The 24,109-nt window shown below is 51.4% G+C and carries 22 protein-coding genes and 1 pseudogene; 13 read left to right on the top strand and 10 right to left on the bottom strand.

The window, feature by feature from the left end; genetic code table 11:
* Positions 1 to 38: 38 nt before the first annotated feature.
* Positions 39 to 908 carry a phospholipase A gene (gene pldA / locus ATB02_RS17180; protein WP_105271955.1) on the bottom strand — a complete coding sequence of 290 codons (870 nt, stop codon included), beginning with the start codon at positions 906 to 908 and terminating at the stop codon, positions 39 to 41.
* 164 nt (positions 909 to 1,072) lie between these two features.
* On the opposite strand from pldA, the gene yigI reads away from it, so the two are divergent.
* From yigI to ATB02_RS26530, 4 genes and pseudogenes are all read left to right on the top strand, one after another.
* A complete protein-coding gene (gene yigI, locus ATB02_RS17185; RefSeq protein ID WP_001353700.1) occupies positions 1,073 to 1,540 on the top strand; it encodes an acyl-CoA thioesterase YigI in 468 nt (155 codons plus the stop codon).
* 51 nt (positions 1,541 to 1,591) lie between these two features.
* A complete protein-coding gene (gene rarD / locus ATB02_RS17190; RefSeq protein ID WP_000339104.1) occupies positions 1,592 to 2,482 on the top strand; it encodes an EamA family transporter RarD in 891 nt (296 codons plus the stop codon).
* 94 nt (positions 2,483 to 2,576) lie between these two features.
* The gene (yigG, locus tag ATB02_RS17195; RefSeq protein ID WP_021521448.1) at positions 2,577 to 2,957 is read left to right on the top strand and encodes a protein YigG; all 381 of its coding nucleotides are present in this window, start codon (positions 2,577 to 2,579) and stop codon (positions 2,955 to 2,957) included.
* 13 nt (positions 2,958 to 2,970) lie between these two features.
* Positions 2,971 to 3,351, top strand: a pseudogene (locus tag ATB02_RS26530) (DUF2628 domain-containing protein).
* A 42-nt stretch (positions 3,352 to 3,393) separates the two neighbouring features.
* Here ATB02_RS26530 and corA read toward each other — a convergent pair.
* Together corA and ysgD are read right to left on the bottom strand one after the other, a co-directional pair.
* On the bottom strand, positions 3,394 to 4,344 hold the full coding sequence (corA, locus tag ATB02_RS17205) for a magnesium/cobalt transporter CorA (RefSeq protein ID WP_000947159.1): 951 nt from the start codon (positions 4,342 to 4,344) through the stop codon (positions 3,394 to 3,396).
* A 151-nt stretch (positions 4,345 to 4,495) separates the two neighbouring features.
* On the bottom strand, positions 4,496 to 4,552 hold the full coding sequence (gene ysgD / locus ATB02_RS26720) for a YsgD/CorL family protein (RefSeq protein ID WP_212723238.1): 57 nt from the start codon (positions 4,550 to 4,552) through the stop codon (positions 4,496 to 4,498).
* 161 nt (positions 4,553 to 4,713) lie between these two features.
* On the opposite strand from ysgD, the gene ATB02_RS17210 reads away from it, so the two are divergent.
* Entirely contained in the window at positions 4,714 to 5,478 is a 765-nt protein-coding gene (locus tag ATB02_RS17210) for a phosphodiester glycosidase family protein (RefSeq protein ID WP_105271956.1), read from the top strand.
* A gap of 142 nt (positions 5,479 to 5,620) precedes the next feature.
* On the opposite strand, the gene uvrD is transcribed toward ATB02_RS17210, so the two are convergent.
* The 6 genes from uvrD to lptM form a co-directional block, all read right to left on the bottom strand.
* Positions 5,621 to 7,783 (bottom strand): DNA helicase II, encoded by a 2,163-nt coding sequence (gene uvrD, locus ATB02_RS17215; RefSeq protein ID WP_000383407.1) that lies wholly within the window; start codon positions 7,781 to 7,783, stop codon positions 5,621 to 5,623.
* A gap of 83 nt (positions 7,784 to 7,866) precedes the next feature.
* Positions 7,867 to 8,583: a 5-amino-6-(5-phospho-D-ribitylamino)uracil phosphatase YigB gene (yigB, locus tag ATB02_RS17220; RefSeq protein ID WP_001213569.1), complete on the bottom strand. Its 717-nt coding sequence runs from the start codon at positions 8,581 to 8,583 to the stop codon at positions 7,867 to 7,869.
* Positions 8,583 to 9,479: a tyrosine recombinase XerC gene (gene xerC, locus ATB02_RS17225; protein WP_000130685.1), complete on the bottom strand. Its 897-nt coding sequence runs from the start codon at positions 9,477 to 9,479 to the stop codon at positions 8,583 to 8,585. The genes yigB and xerC overlap by 1 nt, the downstream gene beginning before the upstream one ends.
* A complete protein-coding gene (locus tag ATB02_RS17230; RefSeq protein WP_000812785.1) occupies positions 9,476 to 10,183 on the bottom strand; it encodes a DUF484 domain-containing protein in 708 nt (235 codons plus the stop codon). The genes xerC and ATB02_RS17230 overlap by 4 nt, the downstream gene beginning before the upstream one ends.
* Positions 10,180 to 11,004: a diaminopimelate epimerase gene (gene dapF, locus ATB02_RS17235; protein WP_001160654.1), complete on the bottom strand. Its 825-nt coding sequence runs from the start codon at positions 11,002 to 11,004 to the stop codon at positions 10,180 to 10,182. Before dapF ends, ATB02_RS17230 begins: the two co-directional genes overlap by 4 nt.
* A 36-nt stretch (positions 11,005 to 11,040) precedes the next feature.
* The gene (gene lptM / locus ATB02_RS17240; RefSeq protein ID WP_000799889.1) at positions 11,041 to 11,244 is read right to left on the bottom strand and encodes an LPS translocon maturation chaperone LptM; all 204 of its coding nucleotides are present in this window, start codon (positions 11,242 to 11,244) and stop codon (positions 11,041 to 11,043) included.
* A gap of 188 nt (positions 11,245 to 11,432) precedes the next feature.
* Between lptM and ATB02_RS17245 the strand changes: the two genes are divergently transcribed.
* From ATB02_RS17245 to cyaY, 3 genes are read left to right on the top strand one after another with little or no spacing between them, the layout of a single operon-like run.
* Positions 11,433 to 12,911 (top strand): DKNYY family protein, encoded by a 1,479-nt coding sequence (locus ATB02_RS17245; protein WP_105271957.1) that lies wholly within the window; start codon positions 11,433 to 11,435, stop codon positions 12,909 to 12,911.
* On the top strand, positions 12,908 to 14,236 hold the full coding sequence (locus ATB02_RS17250) for a DKNYY family protein (RefSeq protein ID WP_105271958.1): 1,329 nt from the start codon (positions 12,908 to 12,910) through the stop codon (positions 14,234 to 14,236). The genes ATB02_RS17245 and ATB02_RS17250 overlap by 4 nt, the downstream gene beginning before the upstream one ends.
* Positions 14,237 to 14,283: 47 nt before the next feature.
* Positions 14,284 to 14,604, top strand: coding sequence for an iron donor protein CyaY (cyaY, locus tag ATB02_RS17255; protein ID WP_000999963.1), 321 nt, complete (start codon positions 14,284 to 14,286; stop codon positions 14,602 to 14,604).
* Between the two features lie 39 nt (positions 14,605 to 14,643).
* On the opposite strand, the gene cyaA is transcribed toward cyaY, so the two are convergent.
* On the bottom strand, positions 14,644 to 17,190 hold the full coding sequence (cyaA, locus tag ATB02_RS17260; protein WP_105271959.1) for a class I adenylate cyclase: 2,547 nt from the start codon (positions 17,188 to 17,190) through the stop codon (positions 14,644 to 14,646).
* A gap of 386 nt (positions 17,191 to 17,576) precedes the next feature.
* On the opposite strand from cyaA, the gene hemC reads away from it, so the two are divergent.
* From hemC to aslA, 5 genes are all read left to right on the top strand, one after another.
* On the top strand, positions 17,577 to 18,518 hold the full coding sequence (gene hemC, locus ATB02_RS17270; RefSeq protein WP_001355383.1) for a hydroxymethylbilane synthase: 942 nt from the start codon (positions 17,577 to 17,579) through the stop codon (positions 18,516 to 18,518).
* Positions 18,515 to 19,255: a uroporphyrinogen-III synthase gene (gene hemD / locus ATB02_RS17275; RefSeq protein WP_105271960.1), complete on the top strand. Its 741-nt coding sequence runs from the start codon at positions 18,515 to 18,517 to the stop codon at positions 19,253 to 19,255. Before hemC ends, hemD begins: the two co-directional genes overlap by 4 nt.
* 21 nt (positions 19,256 to 19,276) lie before the next feature.
* The gene (hemX, locus tag ATB02_RS17280; protein WP_105271961.1) at positions 19,277 to 20,470 is read left to right on the top strand and encodes a uroporphyrinogen-III C-methyltransferase; all 1,194 of its coding nucleotides are present in this window, start codon (positions 19,277 to 19,279) and stop codon (positions 20,468 to 20,470) included.
* A gap of 2 nt (positions 20,471 to 20,472) precedes the next feature.
* Positions 20,473 to 21,669: a protoheme IX biogenesis protein HemY gene (hemY, locus tag ATB02_RS17285; RefSeq protein ID WP_000921791.1), complete on the top strand. Its 1,197-nt coding sequence runs from the start codon at positions 20,473 to 20,475 to the stop codon at positions 21,667 to 21,669.
* A gap of 678 nt (positions 21,670 to 22,347) precedes the next feature.
* Complete coding sequence (gene aslA, locus ATB02_RS17290; RefSeq protein ID WP_105271962.1) at positions 22,348 to 24,003, top strand: arylsulfatase AslA; 1,656 nt, start codon at positions 22,348 to 22,350, stop codon at positions 24,001 to 24,003.
* The last annotated feature ends 106 nt before the right edge of the window (positions 24,004 to 24,109 follow it).

Consider the following 24,109-nt stretch of genomic DNA (forward strand, 5'->3'; position numbering starts at 1 on the left):
GATGCTGGATTCCAGTTTTGCCTTTCAATCAACTCACATTAGAACAAGTCGTTCAGCATAACCCCCACACCCACACGGGTCTGGTTAAAGTTATAGTCGATGAGCGATTCGCCATAACCGCTGTAAAACTGGGTATAAAGGCGCACATGCCTGGTGATCGGGTAACTTAAGCCTAACTCCGCACCACCGTAACCGGTGTTCCAGTTGTACTGTCCTTTCGCACTCAGCACCGCATCACCCAGGTGATAGCCGATTTTAAGCTGGTAGTAACCCATATATTTGGTGATATCTGGGTTATCGTCAGTATTCCCCACCACATACCACGGCTTCACCTCTACCAGCCAGTTACCGTTTTCTGCCATCAGACGGGTATAAAGGCGGTTCCAGCTGCGGGAAGTCGGGTCTGAACGCCCGTTAGAGTCGTGGTTATAACCCATCTCCACATCGCGCAGCGTCCAGCCAGCAAAGCGGTAATCTGTGGCAAAACCAAGGAACAATTGCGGTTCGTAGTTGGTTTCACGAAACGGTGAAGACTCTTCGCTATTGGACAGTTGCCACCAGGATTTTTGCGTGTAAGAAGCTCCCAACACCGAATTTGGCCCCAATATTCCGCGCCACAGCGGAAATGCCAGGCTCAACTGGAATTTCACTTCATCCTTACGCGCGTTTTCCGCCCAGTCATAACTGGCGATCGCTTCTTTGTTCAGATCGCTGGTTTGGGTGTAGATGAGGTAGTTGGTGTCATAAGGATAGAGCGTGAAAGGATTGTCATGCTCCTGCAGCATATTCGCAATAATACTGCCACGCACCGCAGGCGCGTCATGCACCTCTTTTACCGTTGCCTCTTGCGCATACACTGCCATTGGCAACATAAACACCGGCAACAACCAGCCCTGCAGAGTCCGCATCGGTCGTGTTCTCCGTAACGAATTATTGATTAGATGAATATTTTTCTGCGGGCTATTTTACATACTTAACTCCTTTGCCGTTAGTTATCCCTTCCTAAAGTAGAAACCAACAAAAAAGAAGCATAAAATCAACATTTCATTAACTAATGAAGTGTAAGGATGATATGTCTGCCGTACTGACCGCTGAACAAGCCCTGAAATTAGTGGGTGAGATGTTTGTTTATCACATGCCATTTAACCGCGCATTGGGGATGGAACTGGAGCGTTACGAAAAAGAGTTCGCACAGCTGGCCTTTAAAAATCAGCCAATGATGGTGGGTAACTGGGCGCAAAGCATTTTGCACGGCGGGGTCATTGCGTCGGCGCTGGATGTCGCCGCAGGTCTGGTGTGCGTGGGAAGTACCTTAACCCGCCACGAAACCATCAGTGAAGATGAACTACGCCAGCGGCTATCGCGGATGGGGACCATTGATCTTCGCGTCGATTATCTGCGCCCAGGCAGGGGCGAGCGTTTTACTGCTACCAGTAGTCTGTTGCGTGCAGGCAATAAAGTCGCCGTCGCCCGCGTTGAATTACACAATGAAGATCAGCTTTATATTGCCAGTGCCACCGCCACCTATATGGTAGGTTGATAACGTAAAAGCAGGTAAACTGCTGTTACCAATTAAAAATGAGTATTCCCGATGGATGCAAAACAAACGCGGCAGGGCGTATTACTCGCTCTTGCCGCTTATTTTATTTGGGGTATTGCGCCAGCGTACTTCAAGCTGATTTACTACGTGCCCGCCGATGAGATCCTGACGCATCGCGTGATCTGGTCGTTTTTCTTTATGGTGGTGCTGATGAGCATCTGCCGCCAGTGGTCTTATTTAAAAACGCTAATTCAGACGCCACAGAAAATTTTTATGCTGGCCGTCTCTGCCGTACTGATTGGCGGCAACTGGCTACTGTTTATCTGGGCGGTGAACAATCACCATATGCTGGAAGCGAGCCTCGGTTATTTTATTAACCCACTGGTGAATATAGTGCTGGGAATGATTTTCCTCGGCGAGCGATTCCGCCGGATGCAATGGCTGGCGGTGATTCTGGCGATATGTGGTGTGTTGGTCCAGCTCTGGACTTTTGGTTCACTGCCAATCATCGCGCTGGGGCTGGCGTTTAGTTTTGCCTTCTACGGCCTGGTACGCAAGAAAATTGCCGTTGAAGCGCAAACCGGAATGTTAATCGAAACCATGTGGCTGCTGCCCGTGGCGGCGATTTACCTGTTTGCTATTGCCGACAGCTCAACCAGCCATATGGGGCAAAACCCGATGTCGCTGAATTTACTGCTGATCGCCGCCGGTATTGTCACCACCGTTCCACTGTTGTGTTTTACTGCGGCTGCGACACGCCTGCGTCTCTCAACGTTAGGCTTTTTTCAGTACATTGGCCCGACGCTGATGTTCCTGCTGGCTGTGACGTTTTATGGTGAAAAACCGGGTGCCGATAAGATGGTGACCTTCGCCTTTATTTGGGTGGCGCTGGCAATTTTTGTGATGGATGCGATTTATACGCAGCGTAGAACGTCCAAATAAAAAATAAATATATTCTGAAAAAATATGCCGACTCTTGCATGAGAGTGGGCATATTGCCATGCTGACAGGAGACTCACACAAGGATGTAAAATTTATGTTGCGTATATTTATCCCAACATCTAACGGTAAGATTTCCAGACGTCGTTATATATTTTCATTTATTTTAATAAATTTCATTTTTGCCTTTCTTATTATCTTTTTTAACGATGGGGACGCAGGTTTTCTTGTTATTGTCTCTACCATCGCACTCCATTATCTCGTCATCAACATGAATTGCCAACGACTCCGTGATAGTGGTTTCATATATATAAAAACTTATGTTTTTGGTACATTAGCAGTATATATCATCTCTATCATCACAATGATAGCCGAACATTTTGATTGTTCAGGCAATGGTTCGATGATTTTTTTGATTTGTTATTTTTCCACTTTCAGTATGCTAATGCTTGCACCTACTGATTCATCAAAACAATAGTTATGGAGTATTTATGAGTAAGGAATATATGAACGATGGTTCATTAAGTGAAAAATGGAAATACCGATTTAACTTTTATGATCAACATGGCTTTCCTGGATTCTGGGGGGCAACACCAGAATATAAAGCAGCATTTAAAACATTAAAAGTAAGACAACGATTAACTATTCAAATGAATTTCATTGCTTTCTTCTGTTCCTAGATCTATTTATTTGTTCTGGGATTATGGAAAAAAGCAATTATAGTTCTATTACTTGGCATTCTATCTCTATTTGTTGGTGCACTAATTGGCGTTAACATTCTGGGAATTGCCGTAGCAGCCTATGTTGCTGTTAACACGAACAAATGGTTTTATGAGAAAGAGGTAAAAGGGTTAAATACCTGGAGCCTTTGAATAACAGGTGGCTTAGCCAGGCTAAGCCACCGCTCTCGTTTTTTACAACCAGTTCTTCCGCTTAAAGTACAAATACGGTGCCAGGCCCGCGAGGATCATAAAGATAATCGCGCCTGGGTAGCCGAAGCTCCACTTCAGTTCCGGCATAAACTCAAAGTTCATCCCGTAGCTGGAAGCGACCAGCGTCGGTGGCAGGAACACCACGGATACCACCGAGAAGATTTTGATGATGCGGTTCTGCTCGATATTGATAAAGCCCATCGCCGCCTGCATCAGGAAGTTCACCTTCTGGAACAGGGATTCGTTATGCGGCAGCAGGGATTCGATATCTCGCAGGATTTCACGCGCCTGCTCCAGTTGCCCACCCGGTAAGCGTGCTTTACGTACCAGGAAGTTGAGCGCGCGCTGGGTATCCATCAGACACAGGCGAACTTTCCAGCCGATATCTTCCAGTTCCGCCAGCGTGGAGAGCGCCTCGTCGTACTCATCGCCCTGATGCCCTTCCATAATTACCCGGCTCAACTGCTCCAGGTCGCTGTAGATATTTTCAATTTCATCTGCCAACTGTTCGATTTTGGTTTCGAACAGATCCAGCAGCAGCTCGTAGGCGTTACCGTCCACCATTGACTGGCTACGGGCACGCATACGATACAGACGAAAAGCGGGCAGTTCACGCTCACGCAGAGTAAACAGACGACCATCACGGATGGTAAATGCCACAGTGGAGTTACCGGCGTGATCTTCCGCATCTTCAAAGAAGAAGAAGGAGTGAATATGCAGGCCGTCATCGTCTTCAAAGAAACGTGCCGATGCTTCGATGTCTTCCAGTTCCGGGCGGGTTGCCAGGCTCTGGCCAAGTTCAGATTGTACGCGCAGTCGCTCGTCGTCGTCCGGTTCGACAAGATCAATCCATACTGCATTTACAAGGGGTTGTGACTCTTCGACTTCCAGCCGGGTCAGTCGGTTATTTTCCAGTTGAAATGCGCTCAGCATGACCGGGACTCCCAATGCTTAAAATATCGGACAGTTCGGTGGGCACACAGAAACAAATTGGGTTTCAGACCATTAAACAGCCTGACTCAGCGCGACGGGAAAAATTGAGGTCGCTGACAACCGCTAAGGCTATCAGCAAAAAGGGATAGCCTTAGGAGTTGATCCTGGATGACAGGATAATGAGCCAGTATCTACTGGGTGTGTCCAAGGCGAATGTCCTCTTAGAGTGATCGTGCGCGCATGTTACGCCAGCAAAATTTTGCCGTCAACACGCAACAGAACACCACAGAACAATAGTTGAACTTCGCGCTTTTTGGTACTCGTCAAGGTCGCTAACAGGATAAAAAAATCCCACATCCAGGACCTATAATGGCGCATCGGCTACTCATTGGTAAAGGAATGATCACCTTGAATCTCAAACGGATTTTTCTCGCCCTCACCTTACTTCCCTTGTTTGCTGTTGCCGCTGATGATTGCGCACTATCAGATCCGACACTGACCATACAGGCGTATACCGTTAATCCTCAAACAGAGCAGGTGAAAATGTACTGGCAAAAAGCCAATGGCGAAGCGTGGGAAACGTTACATGCGCTGCTGACGGATATTAATAGTCAGGGTCAGGTGCAAATGGCGATGAACGGCAGCATATATGATGAAAGCTATGCGCCGCTCGGTTTGTACATCGAAAACGGTCAGCAGAAGGTGGCGTTAAATCTCGCTTCAGGTGAAGGGAATTTCTTTATCCGTCCTGGCGGTGTGTTTTATGTCGCGGGAGATAAAGTCGGCATCGTTCGTCTGGATGCCTTTAAAACCAGTAAAGAGATTCAGTTCGCGGTGCAGTCAGGGCCAATGTTGATGGAAAACGGCGTCATTAATCCGCGTATTCATCCCAACGTCGCCTCACGCAAAATTCGTAACGGTGTTGGGATTAATAAACAAGGGAACGCCGTGTTTTTGTTGAGCCAGCAGGTGACAAATTTTTATGATTTTGCCTGTTATGCCAAAACGAAACTGAACGTTGAGCAACTGCTTTATCTTGATGGCACGATTTCACATATGTATGTGAAAGGCGGGGCAATCCCGTGGCAACGCTATCCTTTTGTTACCATGATTTCCGTCGAGCAGAAAAGTTAAAACAACCGTTTTGTGTCACTGAATATGGTGCAGATGCCGGATGCGGCGTAAACGCCTTACCCGGCCTACATGACATTGCAATTTATTGAATCTACATGATTTTGTAGGCCGGATAAGGTGCGCAGCACCGCATCCGGCAACGTTATACCGTCTCCAGCCGGGCGTAAGCCGCCACCAGCCATTTAATACCCTGGCCCTGAAATGCCACCTGCAAACGACTATGTTCGCCGCTGCCTTCCATATTGACGATAGTCCCTTCACCAAACTTGGCGTGTCGTACGCGCTGGCCGAGTTTGTAACCGCTGTCGTTCTCAACCATCGGCGTACCCATACGCTGATGGCTGACCGGGCGGCTTACCGTAGCGCGTAAACGCACCTCTTCCACACACTCTTCCGGCAACTCGCCAATAAAACGCGACGGGCGATGGTAAACCTCTTTGCCATACAGACGCCGGGTTTCCGCGTAGGTCAGCGTCAGTTTCTGCATCGCGCGGGTTACGCCAACGTAGGCCAGACGGCGTTCTTCTTCCAGACGCCCGCCTTCATCCAGCGACATCTGGCTTGGGAACATCCCCTCTTCCATACCGACAATAAACACCTGCGGGAATTCCAGACCTTTCGCCGAGTGTAGCGTCATCAGCTGTACCGCATCCTGCCAGGTATCCGCCTGCCCTTCACCTGCTTCCAGTGCCGCATGGGAGAGGAATGCCTGCAGCGGCATTAAATCTTCGTCTTCTTCGTTGTAGCTGAACTGGCGCGTTGCCGTCACCAGTTCCTCTAAGTTTTCAATACGCGTCTGACCTTTTTCGCCCTTCTCCTGCTCGTACATGGTGCGCAGGCCGGAGTCTTTAATGACCCGGTCAGTCTGTACATGTAGCGGCATATCGGCAGTTTCTTGCGCTAAGGCGTCGATCAGTTCCATAAACCGCTGCAAGGCGCTGGCAGCACGCCCGGCGAGCGCTTTTTCCTGCAACAGCTCACGGCACGCCTGCCACAGTGTTAACTGGCGATCGCGCGATGTCTGACGTACCACGTCCAGCGTCCGGTCACCAATACCCCGCGTTGGCGTATTGACCACACGCTCAAAGGCCGCGTCGTCGTTACGGTTGGCAATCAGGCGTAAATACGAGAGCGCATCTTTGATTTCCTGGCGTTCGAAGAAGCGCATCCCGCCGTAAATACGGTACGGCATACTCGCCTGCAACAGTGCTTCTTCCAGCACGCGCGACTGGGCGTTGCTGCGGTAGAGAATGGCGCACTCGGCGAGCGCCCCGCCGTTGTCCTGCCAGGTCTTGATGCGGTTAACAACAAAACGCGCTTCGTCGAGTTCGTTAAAAGCGCAATAGAGGGAAATCGGCTCACCGTCCGCGCCATCGGTCCACAACTTTTTACCCAAACGCCCGTTGTTGTTTTCAATCAGGGCGTTCGCCGCGCTCAGGATATTGCTGGTAGAGCGGTAGTTTTGCTCCAGACGGATAGTTTCGGCACCGGGGAAATCATTGAGGAAACGCTGAATATTCTCCACCTGCGCCCCGCGCCAGCCGTAGATTGACTGGTCGTCATCGCCAACGATCATCACTTTGCCAGTATCGCCCGCCAGCAGGCGGATCCACGCATACTGAATGTTGTTGGTATCCTGGAATTCGTCTACCAGGATATTGGTAAAACGTTCGCGGTAGTGTTGCAGGATATGCGGCTTGTTAAGCCACAGTTCGTGGGCGCGTAGCAGTAGTTCAGCGAAGTCTACCAGGCCCGCGCGGTCGCACGCTTCCTGATACGCCTGGTACACCTTCTGCCAGGTCTGCTCCACCGGATTACCGTAGCTTTGAATATGATGCGGACGAAGGCCTTCATCTTTCTGGCTGTTGATGTACCACATTGCCTGGCGCGGCGGCCACTGCTTCTCGTCGAGGTTCATGGCTTTGATCAGACGCTTAAGCAGGCGCAGCTGGTCTTCGCTGTCGAGGATCTGGAAATCCTGCGGCAGGTTGGCGTCCATATGGTGCGCACGCAGCAGACGGTGTGCCAGCCCGTGGAAAGTGCCGACCCACATACCGCCCTGGCTGGTGCCCATCAGTTGCCCGATACGATGGCGCATTTCCGCCGCCGCTTTGTTGGTAAATGTCACCGCCATAATCGAGTACGGCGAGCAGTTTTCCACGCTCATCAGCCAGGCGATACGATGCACCAGTACGCGCGTCTTACCACTGCCCGCGCCCGCCAGCACCAGAAGGTTGCTGCGTGGCGCGGCCACCGCTTCGCGCTGTTTGTCATTAAGGCTGTCGAGCAGGTAAGAAACGTCCATTGGCACCGCCGCGTAAAAATAGGTTGGGCGGAGAAGCGCAACGCCCTCCGCCAAAAAGCTGGGTATATATACAGATTTGCTGATTATATCAGCGAGGTCAGAGATGCCAACCGGGAAATTTCCAGATGCGGGAGTAAACGGCTGTCCCAGGTTTGCATCAGATCGCCATTTTCCGGTCTGATCCAACAGGCCTGCATTCCGCTGCGAATTGCCCCACCCACGTCAGTGGTGAGATCGTCCCCGACATGTAAGATTTCACCGATCGGCACGTTGAGTTTTTCCGCCGCCAGGAAGTACATATCGCTGAACGGTTTCGAGCGCCCGTGCGGACCAGCGCGCAGCACAAACTCAAAATAATGCCCCAAACCAAACAGCTCCGGCTGGGCGTTACCGTTGGTGATCGCCACCAGCGGCCATTTCTTCGCCAGCTGTTTTAAGGTGTCGTGCGTTTGCTGCGGAACGTCGATCCGGCTACGCCATTTGGCAAAGTTGATCATTGCCGCGTGTGCGCCTGCACTGGCTTCTTCTGCGCTCAGCCCGGCGTCGAGCATCGCTTGTTCTATTGAGCGAAAACGCCAGCGCGTCACATCATGATAAATCTCGGGTTCCGCTTCCCGTACCGCCTGACGCAGACGTTGCAGATCTTCATTCTGGAAGCTGCGCAGCGCCGGATGGTAATTTTGCACAAAGGTAAGCGCCTCCTGCTCAGTGCGCAAAATCACCGGACGGTTATCGTAAAGGGTATCATCCAGGTCAAAGGTGAGCGCCGAGATGCGCCCCAAAGGCCGGTAAAAACGCATTATTTCCCCCGTTTGGCGCGTGGATGCGCCGCATCGTACACCGAGGCAAGGTGTTGAAAATCAAGATGAGTATAGATTTGCGTGGTAGAGAGATTGGCATGACCCAGCAGCTCCTGCACACCACGAAGATCACCGCTCGACTCCAGCATATGCGTAGCGAACGAGTGACGTAATTTATGCGGGTGAACGTGATTATTCAGCCCTTGTTTTATGCCCCATTCGGCAAAGCGTTTCTGCACATTACGCGCAGAGATACGCTTGCCCAGTTTCGACAGAAAAAGCGCGTCGTCTTCGCTACCAAACAGGTCGCGCAAATCAAGCCAGTGCTCAATCCACGCCACAGCGTTGCGACCAATCGGCAGGCGGCGCTCTTTGCTGCCTTTCCCCATCACCCACACTTCACCGGACTCCAGGTCGAGGTGTTTGATATCGAGCCCCACCAGCTCGGAAAGACGCAGACCCGCGCCGTACATCACTTCCAGCATTGCCCGATCGCGCACGGCGAGGGGATCGTTGATATCAATATCCAGCAGCCGATTTATATCATCGACGTCGATATTTTTCGGCAGATGACGCGGCGCTTTCGGTGCCGAAACACCTTTCGCCGGGTTGGCTTTAAGTTCGTTCTGGCTGACCAACCAGTCAAAAAAGCTACGTAGCGCAGAGAGGCGTAATGCGAGGCTTGCCGCACCCAGCCCTTTACGGCGACTGCGTACAGCGAAATTGCGCACCATCGCCGCATCACATTGCTGCCAGCTTTGCAGGCCGTTTTCGCTGGCAAAATTGATGATCGCCTCAAGTTGGCGCTGGTAGTTAAGCAGGGTTATCGGGCTAAGCTGACGCTCCACGCTCAGATAACGTAGGTAGCGTTCTACATCGGTGTGTAAATCGGTCATACGCGTTCAATCCAACGCTCCAGAAGCTCCGGCAACATCAGCGCAATTTCATGAAGTAACTGCGTTCCCTGCCCTTGTTGATAGTGACTGGCATCGCGGCTGGTGAACAGCACGACACCCAAATCAGCATCGCTTCCCAGCATCGACATCGCCACCGATCCCACCGCTTTCGCTTCCGGTAGCACCACCAGCAGCTCCGGTCCGTTAAGCGGCCCAAGATAGTGCTGTTCCTGCCCCAGACGCTGAATACGCAGCGGTTCGAAAGACTGACGGCTTAATGCGAGATGAGTGTGGTTCGACGGCGCACCTAAGCGCCAGCGATCCGGAAACAGGCGCAGACTCGCACCTGCCAGGCCGAGATCGCGCGCCCAGCGGTGAAAACGCATCAGCATATCGTCGAGACTGCTGGCGGCGGTGAGACTACGCTGCAGGTAAAGTAAGCGATAGAACAAGCCTTCGTTGGCGATAGCCTGTTCCATCAACAGCGCCATGTTCTCTTCCAGAACATGAATATGATGACGTGCGCGGGCCATGTGCCACTCGACCAACGAAACGGTGCCGCGTACCGGATGCGGCACACGTATCGCTTCTACTGCGCGCGCATTGCGGATAAAAAACTCAGGATTTTTAATCAGATAATCGACAACCGCCCGGTCATCTAGCTCCGTGAGTGTTTCCTGTAGTTCTTCCCCTGGTTGCTTCATAGATGAATAAATCCGTCGTAGACATGTACCGCCGGCCCCGTCATATATAACGGGTGACCCGGACCTTTCCAGGCGATATCAAGACGACCGCCGGGGAGTTCCACGCGTACTTCTTCGGCCAGCAAACCTTGCTGAATCCCTACCGCCACCGCCGCACACGCGCCGCTGCCGCAGGCCTGGGTTTCTCCTGCCCCACGCTCATAAACGCGTAAACGAATATGTTCGCGTTTAACCACTTGCATAAAACCGATATTGGCGCGCTCCGGAAAACGTTCGTGGCTTTCCAGAACAGGACCAAGCGTTTCTACCGCCGCAGTATCAACATCATCAACCTGAATCACGCAGTGCGGATTTCCCATCGACACCACGCCGCATAAGATTGTCTGCTCGGCGGCGCGCATAATATAGGTCTTTTCCGCTTTGTTAGCGCGAAATGGCACGGCAGAAGGTTCGAAGTTGGGCTCGCCCATATTGACGCGCACCAGATCATCATCGGTGACGGTCAGAACCATCCGCCCGTTGGCGGTGCTGACGCGGATATCGCGCTTATTGGTCAGCCCTTTCAGGCGCACAAAACGGGCAAAGCAGCGTGCGCCGTTGCCACACTGCGCCACTTCACTGCCATCAGCATTGAAAATGCGATAGTGGAAATCCAGTTCCGGATCATACGGTGGCTCAACCACCAGCAGTTGGTCAAACCCTACCCCCAGGTGCCGATCCGCCAGGCGACGAATCAGTTCCGGTGAAAAAAAGACATTCTGCGTTACCGCGTCGACGACCATAAAATCGTTGCCAAGGCCATGCATTTTCGAGAACTGCATCATTTACTCCAATCACGCGGGTACAGAAACTGACCTTTAGTAATTCACCTGGGATGGGCCATCGCCAGTGGCGCGGTCGTTTTTATCCGGCACCGTGGATTGCGTTTGCGTCTCTACCGGTTTGGTCGGTGGCGGTGCGTTTTTATCTGCAGGCGGGAAATAGAGCGGACCTTTCAGACCGCAGCCCGTCAGGCTGAAGAGAGTAAGTAATACAGTGAGTGCCTTAAACACGTTTTTCATTATGGATTGCCTGTAAAGTTCATCGCTTTCTGCTTTCTATCATCGCAGGAGAAGACGTAAAAGCAAGCGTTTAGCGACTCTTTATGAAGTCTGAAAAGTGAGTAAATGCTGCGAGTATAACGCTTACACGTGGGGATTTATGTTTTGCTGGTAGTTTCGTGATCGGCACCTCGCGCCAGGATGGCTTTATGCACTATCGCAATGTGGTTTGTTTGTTGTCTTGTTCGTTATTCTTATCCCCGGCATGGGGATGTCGGCTTTCCGCGCCTGAACATAATATTTACCAGAAACAGGGAAAAGGCGTGGTGTACCTGCGCCCTTATAAAGAAACAAATCTTTCTCTACCTGACGTGAATTACAAGAGTTTGCGTCGTTTACCTAATTTATTAATAGACGCAACAACACAAGATGAATGGAATAAAGAACCACCTCTGACTGATCTAACAACTGACAACCTCTATGAGGGCGCACAAGCCTGGTATCCCCATTACTCCTGGCATAGCGATGGTCGCTATATCCTCTACGCGGGTGAAGTAGTGCAAAATCCTCACGACGCACCACCCGTCGATATCGCCTCATTCAAGGCATGGGGAGATTTTGCCGCGGATAAACACAGTCTCTATTTTGAAGGCAAGCGCACCGATAACAATGGCGGGGGAAATAGCTTAGATATCAAAACACTGCATCAGGTGGAATTCCGGCCTCCCTGGGATCCTGACTTACTGGGGCTGATATTACGTGACGCTAATTTCTTGTATATCAATGGGCATCGCCTCGCAGATCCCGATAGTTTCCGTGTGCTGGCACAAAAGTCATGGGATCAGCGAGGAAAGTTTTCTACCGCGTTTAATCCCTGTGTGGCTATGCCATTTGGCCCCTGGGATACCCTGGCTCGTACACGGACCAAAATCCTGATCAACGGCGAACAGCTTGATGCCGACCCGGACACCTTTTCCGTCGTGCGCTGGATGCCCGGCTCACTCTTGACCTGGCGTGATAAAAACGGGCTACAGCGTAAAGTCCTCGACAAGGAAAATCTGGCGTGGGATGAAGATTTAACAAAGCACTGTCTGGATTTTTCTCTGCTGGAAAAGAAAGTGTTCTGGCGTAAAGGGCCTGCTTGTAAACAGGAAGAAGTACCGGGGCTCGATCCTGAACAGTTCCACCCCATCAGTGATGCTGTCGCCCAGTATCAGGATTCGCTTTATACCATCATCGAAACAGAGTCTGGTGACCGCAAGCTGGAGATCGTAAAACTTGATGATCCCAATCTTATTATCAACAAACGTTTCAACGCCGGGAAACGCCATGGCTATTTACTTACGCGTGCCGAAGGGTGGCCAAACCATTCCGGTTTACACGTGTTTGAATCTGACGGACCGCTGATCTTACTGGATAACCACTCTCCGGATGAACGCGAAGCCCATCTTGATGACCATCCCTTTTTGCGCAGATGGTATGCCCGCGATAACCGCTACGTTTACAGCTTTGATGGCGCGCAGCTCTGGCGATACCGCACCGCGGATCCGAAACAAGTTCGCTTAATCTGGAAGGAACAACATTCGGGATATGGCTATGGCGTAAATTACAAAACGGGATATCTGGACGGAAAAATTACCGATGACGGCGAATTTATTCCTGCCCCGCGCAATGAGGCGACAAAATGAAAGGTCAAATAATCACAGTTGCACTCATCCTGTTGGGGCACACATTTCTGACACCTGCTGTACAGGCCATAGGGTTCGACTATTACAATGATCACGGTGTTATGTCTTACGGTAAAGGTTATGGGGAGGATGAGAAAATTATTGCCCAATTTCCGAAGATGAACAGAGCCGATTTGCGCCTTGTGACAAATATATCCGGGAAGCGGGAGTTAGTGGAAGGCTATATACCCACCGATGAAATAAGCATAAAAAATGAGGAATACCACTGGGTGACAGACGGCCACGTTATTCTCTGGCGTGGCAAAATCGTTAGCAATCCACCGGGAACACCCACTGTCGATATTGCCAGCTTTCAAGCTATGGGCCGCTTCGCGGTCGATAAATATAGCCTCTATTTTGACGGACAGCGCACCGAAAGTAATAGCGGCGCGTCACGTGTTGATCTGGCGACACTAAAAGCTATCGAAGGTAACTCTACCACGCTGGTGGATAGTAAAAATCTCTACTTGTCCGGTCGACGTCAGGGGAGCAGCAGTAATGTTACTGTATTAGAAAAAAGATGGTGGGGTATTAATCCACGTCTTATGAGTGTAAACAGAAATTTGTATTCCAATGATCTGCTTATCCGCAGTGGGCAGAATATTTATTTAAATGGCGTTCACCTTACGGCGAATGCAGACTCATTTGAGATAATTCGCTGGATACCTCATTCACTGCTGGTTTTTCGCGACAATAAGGGTCTGCATCGTTATCCCTTTGGTCAATTATCAGGCAAGGCAATACCCGTAGATGATGACGTCTCTTTTGAAGTAGGGGAAAGTCGCGTTCGCTGGCGTAAACAGCTCACGCCCGACCGTCAGTGGAGCCAGTGGATAGACCTACCAGGTATTGAACCTGAACAATTTCATCTGATTACTGACAATATTGCGCAGTATAAAGATCGGCTGTATGTAACAAAATTATCGACTTTTGGTGAAGACCAGCTTGAAATAATCCCGCTGGATTCGCCAGACCTGGTCATTGATCACTCATTTAATCGCGGCAAACAGCATGCTTACTTTATCCACCAATTACGGTCACGCAAGAGCGTGCAAATTATTCCAACTAACAGCCCGCTAACTAAAAACGATCGCTTTGCTTATGACGATCGCAATGTTTATACATGGACCGATACAGAGGTAAGGATTACACCCTCCCCCTGCCCAGCGAAAACATACGTCAGAGAAAAGAATGTCCGTGAAATTCATAATAGCGACATTATTATTCCGGTGACGGAGGAATCGTGCCGGAACGCAGCAGCAGACGGGCAAACTTTGAAGCCCTGACCCCATGCCGCTATACTGCCGCCATCACTTAAAAACAGGATACAACAATGAACGACAGTGAATTTCATCGCCTGGCCGATACCCTGTGGCTGACCATTGAAGAACGTCTGGATGACTGGGATGGCGACAGCGATATCGACTGCGAAATCAACGGCGGTGTGCTGACCATTACCTTTGAAAATGGCAGCAAAATCATTATCAACCGTCAGGAACCGCTGCACCAGGTTTGGCTGGCAACCAAACAGGGCGGCTACCATTTTGATCTGAAAGGCGACGAATGGATTTGCGACCGTAGCGGCGAAACCTTCTGGGATTTGCTGGAACAGGCGGCAACGCAGCAAGCGGGTGAAACAGTCAGTTTCCGCTAAGATTGCATGCCGGATAAGCCTCGCTTTCCGGCACGCTCATCACGAAAAATACTGCTGTAATAGCGGCGTGTCGTGATCCTGATTGGCAGGCGGCATGTTGCCGATAGATTTGGTGCGGAACGGAATCACCTGTTCACGACCATCAACCGTCACAATTTGATAGAACTGCGGCAGGTTGAAGTTGATGAAGCTTGAGCCGTAGGTAAAACGGTCGTGCGATGACGAGTAGAAGCGACTGACGTCACGCACCAGCTCCTCTTTGCTGCCTTCGCAGTGGTGATACACCTCAACCCGGTTGCTTTCGTCGAGAATGTAGATATTAAAGCCATTCTCGTCTTGCGTTTCTTCGAAGAAGAACTGGATGATCCCTTCGCTGGCAAAGCCGTCCACCACCGCCGGTAATTTGACGTGATTGGTTTCAACCTGCACTGACAGGCCGTGCAGTTTGTTATGCGAAATAGCGCCATAAAACTCGATGGCATTTTCCAGTTTCTGTACCGATACATTCAGGCGTTCGAAGAACAACCCCCAGGTTTGACCAGAAACGCGCAGCGCCTTGAAGCGCCCGGTTTCCTGGCGGGTGCTGGAAAGACGCAGTTCAATGCACTCAGAAACCAGTTGCTGCACGCGAGTACGGATTAAGCCGCGCAGATGCTGGCTGTAGCAGAAGACTTCCACGCTATCTGGCGGTGCGGCGTCCTGATGCATTTTGCCGAGAATAGTTTTCAGGGCTTCGATCATCGACTGCTCGCCGTTGAAGTGCAGCGTACGCACTTCGTTCCACGAGTTGCGGTACAGCAGGTCAACGCTACCTACCAGGCAATTTTGGTTTTCGCCAAAGCTGAAGACGTCCAGCTTACGGAAATCAAAATGCACCACCTGATTGCGGAACGCAGCTGTCGGGTCATATTCCAGGTTAACGATAATCGCCAGATGGCGAATTTCACACGGGCTGTAGAGCGCTTTTGGCGTCGGTGCAGGCAGGCGCAGCGGGAAATGGTGCGACACATCGGCGACCATCTCCTGCAACTTAGGCAAATCGACAATGCCGTTGCCTTTAATATACAAGCGGGTGCGCGAGGTCAGCAGGCCGTTAAACCATGCCCACGCCACCAGTTTATTCAGGTAACGGTTATATTCCAGCGGCTGATGGCTGATGATCGACTCAATATTTGGCGCGCGGTTATACAGATACCAACCTGAACGGTTAGCCCGGCCCGGCGGCACATAAATAAAGGTCAGATTCGGTTCCGAGAGATCGGGCGAAATCTGCGGGTTTACCAGCGTCACTTTACCTGGCAATGCTTCAAACGCGGCGTACAGTTTACGCGTCAGAACACCGATATCCTGTGGGCTGGCGGAGACGCTAAGGTTATTGCGACGCGCAAAGCGGATCAGATTACGGTAGCTCTGCATCATTGCATCGAGCAGCTCGTTGTGCGCCTCACGCACCTGATCAATCTTCCAGTTAGCGCGGTTATCGAGCATTGCCAGACGACCATCGTCCCATTCCCACTCTTTCACTAACTGGGTTAGCACTTCACGACGCCAGCCTACACAGGCGCGTTCACGGCTGAGTTTTTCGCACACTTTTAAATAGAAGCAGCGACGCACTAAATCCAGACGGGTGAAATCTTCAATCGCCGTCAGGTATTCAGTAACACGCTCCAGCATCATGCAGTACGGATCGAGACCAAACGATACAATCTCGCCGTCGTGCAAACGCTGTTTGATATCTTTCGCCAGCAGACGTGGGTTTGGGTATTCCCAGGAATAGGCTTCCAGCAGCAGTGTTTTCAGCACCGCTTTGTAGGGAGAATCGATACTCTTATAGAGCTGCCAAAGGCTGGCACCAAAGTACTCTTCGGCAGAAAGTGAGCTTAAGCCGCCGAGATCCAGCCATTCATTAGGCGTGAGCACGCCCTGCGCGTAAAGCGTCATCACGTAATCGTCGTAATGCTCTTCTTCGTCGCACGGCACCATATTCCACAGAATACGCTTACCGGCGAGACGCACGGCGGTACGATAAAATTCGTCAAGCAGCAGTATATGCTGGGTGGAGCCACAATCTTCGCCCCCCAGACTGCCGCTTTCATTATGTCGGAAACGGTTTTCATCAATCAGGAAGAAGCTAACTTCCACGCCCAGCGAGGCGGCCCAGCTTTCCAGCAGGCTGCATTTACGTTGTAGTAACTGGCGCTCTTCACTATCAAGCCAGGATTGATGACAGACCCAGATATCCAGGTCAGAGGAACAACTTTGCCCTACGGACGAGGTGCTGCCCATGGTGTATACACCAGTAATTGGAAGCTCACCTTTCGGTGGGTCCTGTACTGACATTCCACGATACAGTTCAAGCTCGTTCAGGTAGTGGCGTTGAGTTTCATCAGGCGTGTAAAGGCAAATGCCTTTGGGAACGTTACCATCAAGGTAACCCGGCATTAGCGGATGGTGATAGTGCAACAATGTCGGCAGTAGACTGTAGACCTGTTGGAATGCAGGCCCCATAGCAGCAAGCGCGCGATCCACACGCAATTGATTTATGGCATCCAGTCTCTGTTTCAGAGTCTCAATATAGAGGTACAAGACGTATCGCCTGATTTGCTACCCGTCATGACTGTGATTCCGCCAACATCAACGGTAACACGCGGCATTCGGGATATTTCGTATGTCAAAGGTAACCGTTACCACTTTTCGCGCCTGGTTTTTTTAGTTTCACGACGAAAAAATGGTCTAAAACGTGATCAATTTAACACCTTGCTGATTGACCGTAAAGAAAGATGCGCTACATACAAGTGTAGCACCGTTTATTCTCTGTAAATTCCTTATTACGACGGCGTGAAACGCCTGTCAGGATCCACTGCCAGACCTCATTTTACGGTTTGCGCAGGCGTCTACGTTTCACCACAACACTGACATCGCTCTGGCAAGGATGTTAGGATGGACCACGGATGATAATGACGGTAACAAGCATGTTAGACAATGTTTTAAGAATTGCCACACGCCAAAGCCCACTTGCACTCTGGCAGGCACACTATGTCAAAGACAAGTTGATGGCGAGCCATCCGGGCCTGGTCGTTGAACTGGTACCGATGGTGACGCGCGGCGATGTGATTCTTGATACGCCGCTGGCGAAAGTAGGCGGAAAAGGCTTATTTGTAAAAGAGCTGGAAGTCGCGCTCCTCGAAAATCGCGCCGATATCGCCGTACATTCAATGAAAGATGTGCCGGTTGAATTCCCGCAAGGTCTGGGGCTGGTCACCATTTGCGAGCGCGAAGATCCTCGCGATGCCTTTGTGTCCAATAACTATGACAGTCTGGATGCGTTACCGGCAGGCAGTATCGTCGGGACGTCCAGTTTACGTCGCCAGTGCCAACTGGCTGAACGCCGCCCGGACCTGATTATCCGCTCCCTGCGCGGCAACGTCGGCACTCGCCTGAGCAAACTGGATAACGGCGAATACGATGCCATCATTCTTGCCGTAGCCGGACTAAAACGTTTAGGTCTGGAGTCACGCATTCGCGCCGCGTTGCCACCCGAGATTTCTCTTCCGGCGGTAGGACAAGGTGCGGTCGGTATTGAATGCCGCCTTAATGATACTCGCACTCGCGAGCTGCTTGCCGCGCTGAATCACCACGAAACTGCACTGCGCGTTACCGCCGAACGCGCCATGAATACCCGTCTCGAAGGCGGATGTCAGGTGCCAATTGGTAGCTACGCCGAGCTTATTGATGGCGAAATCTGGCTGCGTGCGTTGGTCGGCGCGCCGGACGGTTCGCAGATTATTCGCGGTGAACGCCGCGGTGCGCCGCAAGATGCCGAACAAATGGGGATTTCGCTGGCAGAAGAGCTACTGAATAACGGCGCGCGCGAGATCCTTGCTGAAGTCTATAACGGAGACGCCCCGGCATGAGTATCCTGGTCACCCGCCCGTCTCCCGCTGGAGAAGAGTTAGTGAGCCGTCTGCGCACACTGGGGCAGGTGGCCTGGCATTTTCCGCTGATTGAGTTTTCCCCGGGTCGGCAATTATCACAACTTGCCGATCAACTGGCAGCGCTGGGTGAGAGCGATCTGCTGTTTGCCCTCTCGCAACACGCGGTTGCTTTTGCCCAATCACAGCTGCATCAGCAAGAGCGTAAATGGCCCCACCTACCCACTTATTTTGCCATTGGACGGACCACCGCACTGGCGCTACACACCGTAAGCGGACAGAAGATTCTCTACCCGCAGGATCGGGAAATCAGCGAAGTCTTGCTACAATTACCTGAATTACAAAATATTGCGGGCAAACGTGCGCTGATATTACGTGGCAATGGCGGTCGTGAGCTGATTGGGGATACCCTGACGGCGCGCGGCGCTGAAGTCACTTTTTGTGAATGTTATCAACGATGCGCAATCCATTACGATGGTGCAGAAGAAGCGATGCGCTGGCAATCCCGCGAGGTAACGACAGTCGTTGTTACCAGCGGTGAAATGTTACAGCAACTCTGGTCGCTGATCCCACAATGGTATCGTGAGCACTGGTTACTACGCTGTCGACTATTGGTCGTCAGTGAGCGTTTGGCGAAACTCGCCCGGGAACTGGGCTGGCAAGACATTAAGGTCGCCGATAACGCTGACAACGATGCGCTTTTACGGGCATTACAATAACTCTCATAACAGGAAGCCATAATGACGGAACAAGAAAAAACCTCCGCCGTGGTTGAAGAGACCAGGGAGGCCGTGGACACCACGTCACAACCTGTCGCAACAGAAAAAAAGAGCAAGAACAACACCGCATTGATTCTCAGCGCGGTGGCTATCGCTATTGCTCTGGCGGCGGGCGTCGGTTTGTATGGCTGGGGTAAACAACAGGCCGTCAATCAGACTGCCACCAGCGATGCCCTGGCTAACCAACTTACGGCACTGCAAAAAGCCCAGGAGAGCCAAAAAGCCGAGCTGGAAGGCATTATCAAGCAACAAGCTGTACAGCTTGAGCAAGCGAATCGTCAGCAAGAAACGCTGGCAAAACAGCTGGATGAAGTCCAACAAAAGGTCGCGACTATTTCCGGCAGCGATGCTAAAACCTGGCTGCTGGCCCAGGCTGATTTCCTGGTGAAACTCGCCGGAAGGAAGCTGTGGAGCGATCAGGACGTCACGACCGCTGCAGCGTTGCTGAAAAGTGCAGATGCCAGCCTGGCGGATATGAATGACCCGAGTCTGATTACCGTTCGTCGGGCAATTACCGATGATATCGCCAGCCTTTCTGCGGTATCGCAGGTGGATTATGACGGCATCATCCTTAAGCTGAACCAGCTTTCTAATCAGGTAGATAACCTGCGTCTGGCCGATAATGACAGCGATGGTTCACCGATGGATTCCGACGGCGAAGAGCTTTCCAGTTCCCTCAGCGAATGGCGTATCAATCTACAAAAAAGCTGGCAGAACTTTATGGACAACTTCATTACGATTCGCCGTCGTGATGACACCGCCGTACCACTGTTAGCACCGAATCAGGATATCTATCTGCGCGAAAATATTCGCTCCCGCCTGCTGGTCGCGGCACAAGCCGTACCGCGTCATCAGGAAGAGACTTACCGCCAGGCGCTGGAGAATGTCTCCACCTGGGTACGTGCTTATTACGATACTGATGATGCCACCACCAAAGCGTTCCTCGACGAGGTGGATCAGCTAAGTCAGCAAAATATCTCGATGGATCTCCCGGAAACCCTGCAAAGCCAGGCGATGCTGGAAAAACTGATGCAGACCCGCGTGCGTAACCTGCTGGCACAACCGGCAGCAGGGACAACGGAAGCTAAACCTGCACCTGCACCTGCACCTGCACCGCAAGCTGATACTCCGGCAGCCGCGCCGCAAGGAGAATAACCATGCTAAAAGTGTTGTTGCTCTTTGTTTTGCTGATTGCGGGGATAGTGGTTGGCCCGATGATTGCCGGTCATCAGGGTTACGTATTGATTCAGACCGACAACTACAATATCGAAACCAGCGTCACGGGCCTGGCGATCATTTTGATTCTGGCGATGGTAGTGCTGTTTGCCATTGAGTGGCTACTGCGGCGGATCTTCCGCACAGGCGCACACACCCGTGGGTGGTTTGTCGGACGTAAGCGTCGCCGTGCCCGTAAGCAGACCGAACAGGCGCTGCTGAAACTAGCGGAAGGCGATTATCAGCAAGTTGAAAAGCTGATGGCGAAAAATGCCGATCACGCTGAACAACCGGTGGTGAACTATCTGCTGGCTGCCGAAGCCGCGCAACAACGCGGTGATGAAGCACGCGCCAACCAACATCTGGAACGCGCAGCGGAGCTGGCCGGCAACGACACAATTCCGGTAGAAATCACCCGTGTACGTCTGCAACTGGCCCGTAATGAAAACCATGCAGCACGTCACGGCGTTGATAAGCTGCTGGAAGTTACGCCACGCCATCCGGAAGTATTACGTCTGGCGGAACAGGCGTATATCCGCACCGGTGCATGGAGTTCGCTGCTGGATATCATCCCATCAATGGCAAAAGCCCACGTTGGCGATGAAGAGCATCGTGCAATGCTGGAACAACAGGCATGGATTGGCCTGATGGATCAGGCGCGTGCCGATAACGGTAGCGAAGGTTTGCGTAACTGGTGGAAAAACCAAAGCCGGAAAACGCGTCATCAGGTGGCGTTACAGGTGGCAATGGCGGAACATCTTATTGAATGTGACGATCATGATACTGCCCAGCAAATTATCATCGACGGCCTGAAACGCCAGTATGATGATCGCCTGCTGCTGCCGATCCCGCGTCTGAAAACCAATAACCCGGAACAGCTGGAAAAAGTGCTGCGCCAACAGATCAAAAACGTGGGCGATCGCCCGTTGTTGTGGAGCACACTGGGTCAGTCGCTGATGAAGCACGGCGAATGGCAGGAAGCATCGCTCGCCTTCCGCGCGGCGCTGAAACAACGTCCGGACGCCTACGATTACGCATGGCTTGCCGACGCGCTGGACAGACTGCACAAGCCGGAAGAAGCCGCAGCGATGCGTCGCGATGGCTTGATGCTGACGTTGCAGAACAACCCGCCACAGTAGCTCTTTCTCACCCGGAGGCAAGCACCTCCGGGGCCTTTCTGATATATAAAAAAACGCCTGCTCTTATTACGGAGCAGGCGTTAAAACAGGTCTGTATGACAACAAGTGGGTGCTTCACTCAACGTTGTGTCCATGGTGTCTGATGAGGCATAAGCGACATCTGTCAGTGGACGATAAGCACCGTAAACGGCTCTGCGTCATTCCGGAGTTTATGAGGCACTAAGGCGAACATAAGAGATGGAATGAGCATCTACTCGTTTATTATGCCACAGAGAACCGGGAAATAACATCCCTTAACACTTGTTATGAGATAATTCTGTAATCCTCTTTGCTTCCTGAGTAATAACTTCCTGAGTGAATATTTCTCCTGCGCACGATTCTACACATATATATAATGAATAATAAAAGTCATTCAATTAACAACATATATATTAATTGCCGTTAAAACTAAAAACAGCATCAATAATCAACGCGATATAACATCACCGCCTTACATATCACCTGCGCCAGAGGTAGGATTGAAAACGCTCTCCTGATTTTCCAATTCATTATCTGGATAAATAAATAATTTATTTTCATCACTATTATTTATGCAATCATCCTGTCAGGGAGAGGGATCTCGATTATCAATGCTTAATTACGTCAACATTTTGACGACATGAAACCGGAGCATTTTGCATGGAATTTTCGTTTTCACCCAAACTTCTTGTTGTGGCTGTCGCCGCCGCTCTTCCACTCATGGCCAGCGCAGCAGATACCCCGTCAACCGCCACCGCACGCAAAGGCTTTGCCGGATACGATCACCCAAACCAGTATCTGGTTAAACCGGCGACCACTATTGCCGACAACATGATGCCGGTGATGCAGCATCCTGCACAAGACAAAGAAACCCAGCGGAAGCTGGCAGAACTTGAGAAAAAAACCGGTAAGAAACCGAACGTGGTTGTTTTCTTGCTGGATGATGTGGGCTGGATGGATGTTGGCTTTAACGGCGGTGGCGTGGCGGTGGGTAACCCTACACCAGATATCGACGCCGTTGCCAGCCAGGGGCTGATTTTAACTTCGGCGTATTCTCAACCGAGTTCTTCCCCAACCCGCGCCACGATTCTTACCGGACAATACTCCATCCACCACGGCATTCTGATGCCGCCAATGTACGGGCAACCGGGCGGTCTGCAAGGGTTAACCACCCTGCCGCAATTGCTGCACGATCAGGGCTACGTCACCCAGGCCATCGGGAAATGGCATATGGGGGAAAACAAAGAGTCGCAGCCGCAGAACGTTGGCTTTGATGATTTCCGCGGCTTTAACTCGGTATCCGATATGTATACCGAATGGCGTGATGTTCACGTCAACCCGGAAGTCGCCCTGAGCCCGGATCGTTCTGAATACATCCAAAAACTGCCGTTCAGCAAAGATGACGTTCATGCCGTGCGCGGCGGTGAACAGGAAGCCATTGCCGACATTACGCCGAAATATATGGAAGACCTGGATCAACGCTGGATGGAATATGGCGTTAAGTTCCTCGACAAGATGGCGAAGAGCGATAAGCCTTTCTTCCTCTACTACGGCACTCGCGGCTGTCACTTCGATAACTACCCGAACGCCAAATATGCGGGTAGCTCTCCGGCACGCACCTCGTATGGCGACTGCATGGTGGAGATGAACGATATCTTCGCCAACTTGTATAAAGCGCTGGAGAAAAATGGTCAGTTGGATAACACGCTGATCGTCTTTACCTCCGATAACGGTCCGGAAGCTGAAGTTCCGCCGCACGGTCGCACGCCGTTCCGCGGTGCGAAAGGTTCTACATGGGAAGGCGGCGTTCGTGTGCCAACCTTCGTTTACTGGAAAGGGATGATCCAACCGCGTAAATCTGACGGTATTGTCGATCTGGCGGATCTCTTCCCTACGGCGCTGGATCTGGCAGGACATCCTGGAGCGAAAGTGGCGAATTTAGTACCGAAAACCACCTTTATTGATGGTGTGGACCAGACATCTTTCTTCCTGGGAACAAATGGTCAGTCTAACCGTAAGGCCGAGCACTACTTCCTCAACGGCAAACTTTCTGCTGTGCGTATGGATGAGTTCAAGTATCACGTCCTGATTCAGCAACCTTACGCTTATACCCAGAGCGGATATCAGGGTGGATTCACCGGCACAGTAATGCAAACGGCGGGATCGTCGGTGTTTAACCTGTACACCGATCCGCAGGAAAGCGACTCCATCGGCGTCCGCCATATTCCGATGGGAGTACCGCTACAGACCGAAATGCATGCGTATATGGAGATCCTGAAAAAATATCCGCCGCGCGCGCAGATTAAATCTGATTAAGCCGGCGCTATCGCTACATCGGGCCACACTGACCTTGCCGGATGCGGCGTGAACGCCTTATCCGGACTACAAGCCTTGCAAATTCAATAAATTGCAGCGTCCTATA

This window comes from Escherichia sp. MOD1-EC5189 (assembly GCF_002966045.1).
GTDB lineage: Bacteria > Pseudomonadota > Gammaproteobacteria > Enterobacterales > Enterobacteriaceae > Escherichia > Escherichia coli_F.

Excerpts from the sequence above, each read along its gene's own strand:
- hemD (WP_105271960.1), top strand. The coding sequence starts at position 18,515 with ATGAGTATCCTGGTCACCCGCCCGTCTCCCGCTGGAGAAGAGTTAGTG.
- xerC (WP_000130685.1), bottom strand. The coding sequence starts at position 9,479 with ATGACCGATTTACACACCGATGTAGAACGCTACCTACGTTATCTGAGC.
- hemY (WP_000921791.1), top strand. The coding sequence starts at position 20,473 with ATGCTAAAAGTGTTGTTGCTCTTTGTTTTGCTGATTGCGGGGATAGTG.
- corA (WP_000947159.1), bottom strand. The coding sequence starts at position 4,344 with ATGCTGAGCGCATTTCAACTGGAAAATAACCGACTGACCCGGCTGGAA.
- lptM (WP_000799889.1), bottom strand. The coding sequence starts at position 11,244 with ATGAAAAACGTGTTTAAGGCACTCACTGTATTACTTACTCTCTTCAGC.
- hemX (WP_105271961.1), top strand. The coding sequence starts at position 19,277 with ATGACGGAACAAGAAAAAACCTCCGCCGTGGTTGAAGAGACCAGGGAG.
- uvrD (WP_000383407.1), bottom strand. The coding sequence starts at position 7,783 with ATGGACGTTTCTTACCTGCTCGACAGCCTTAATGACAAACAGCGCGAA.
- cyaY (WP_000999963.1), top strand. The coding sequence starts at position 14,284 with ATGAACGACAGTGAATTTCATCGCCTGGCCGATACCCTGTGGCTGACC.
- pldA (WP_105271955.1), bottom strand. The coding sequence starts at position 908 with ATGCGGACTCTGCAGGGCTGGTTGTTGCCGGTGTTTATGTTGCCAATG.
- ATB02_RS17250 (WP_105271958.1), top strand. The coding sequence starts at position 12,908 with ATGAAAGGTCAAATAATCACAGTTGCACTCATCCTGTTGGGGCACACA.
- ATB02_RS17230 (WP_000812785.1), bottom strand. The coding sequence starts at position 10,183 with ATGAAGCAACCAGGGGAAGAACTACAGGAAACACTCACGGAGCTAGAT.
- ATB02_RS17210 (WP_105271956.1), top strand. The coding sequence starts at position 4,714 with ATGGCGCATCGGCTACTCATTGGTAAAGGAATGATCACCTTGAATCTC.
- hemC (WP_001355383.1), top strand. The coding sequence starts at position 17,577 with ATGTTAGACAATGTTTTAAGAATTGCCACACGCCAAAGCCCACTTGCA.
- dapF (WP_001160654.1), bottom strand. The coding sequence starts at position 11,004 with ATGCAGTTCTCGAAAATGCATGGCCTTGGCAACGATTTTATGGTCGTC.
- ATB02_RS17245 (WP_105271957.1), top strand. The coding sequence starts at position 11,433 with ATGCACTATCGCAATGTGGTTTGTTTGTTGTCTTGTTCGTTATTCTTA.
- rarD (WP_000339104.1), top strand. The coding sequence starts at position 1,592 with ATGGATGCAAAACAAACGCGGCAGGGCGTATTACTCGCTCTTGCCGCT.
- yigI (WP_001353700.1), top strand. The coding sequence starts at position 1,073 with ATGTCTGCCGTACTGACCGCTGAACAAGCCCTGAAATTAGTGGGTGAG.
- aslA (WP_105271962.1), top strand. The coding sequence starts at position 22,348 with ATGGAATTTTCGTTTTCACCCAAACTTCTTGTTGTGGCTGTCGCCGCC.
- yigG (WP_021521448.1), top strand. The coding sequence starts at position 2,577 with ATGTTGCGTATATTTATCCCAACATCTAACGGTAAGATTTCCAGACGT.
- yigB (WP_001213569.1), bottom strand. The coding sequence starts at position 8,583 with ATGCGTTTTTACCGGCCTTTGGGGCGCATCTCGGCGCTCACCTTTGAC.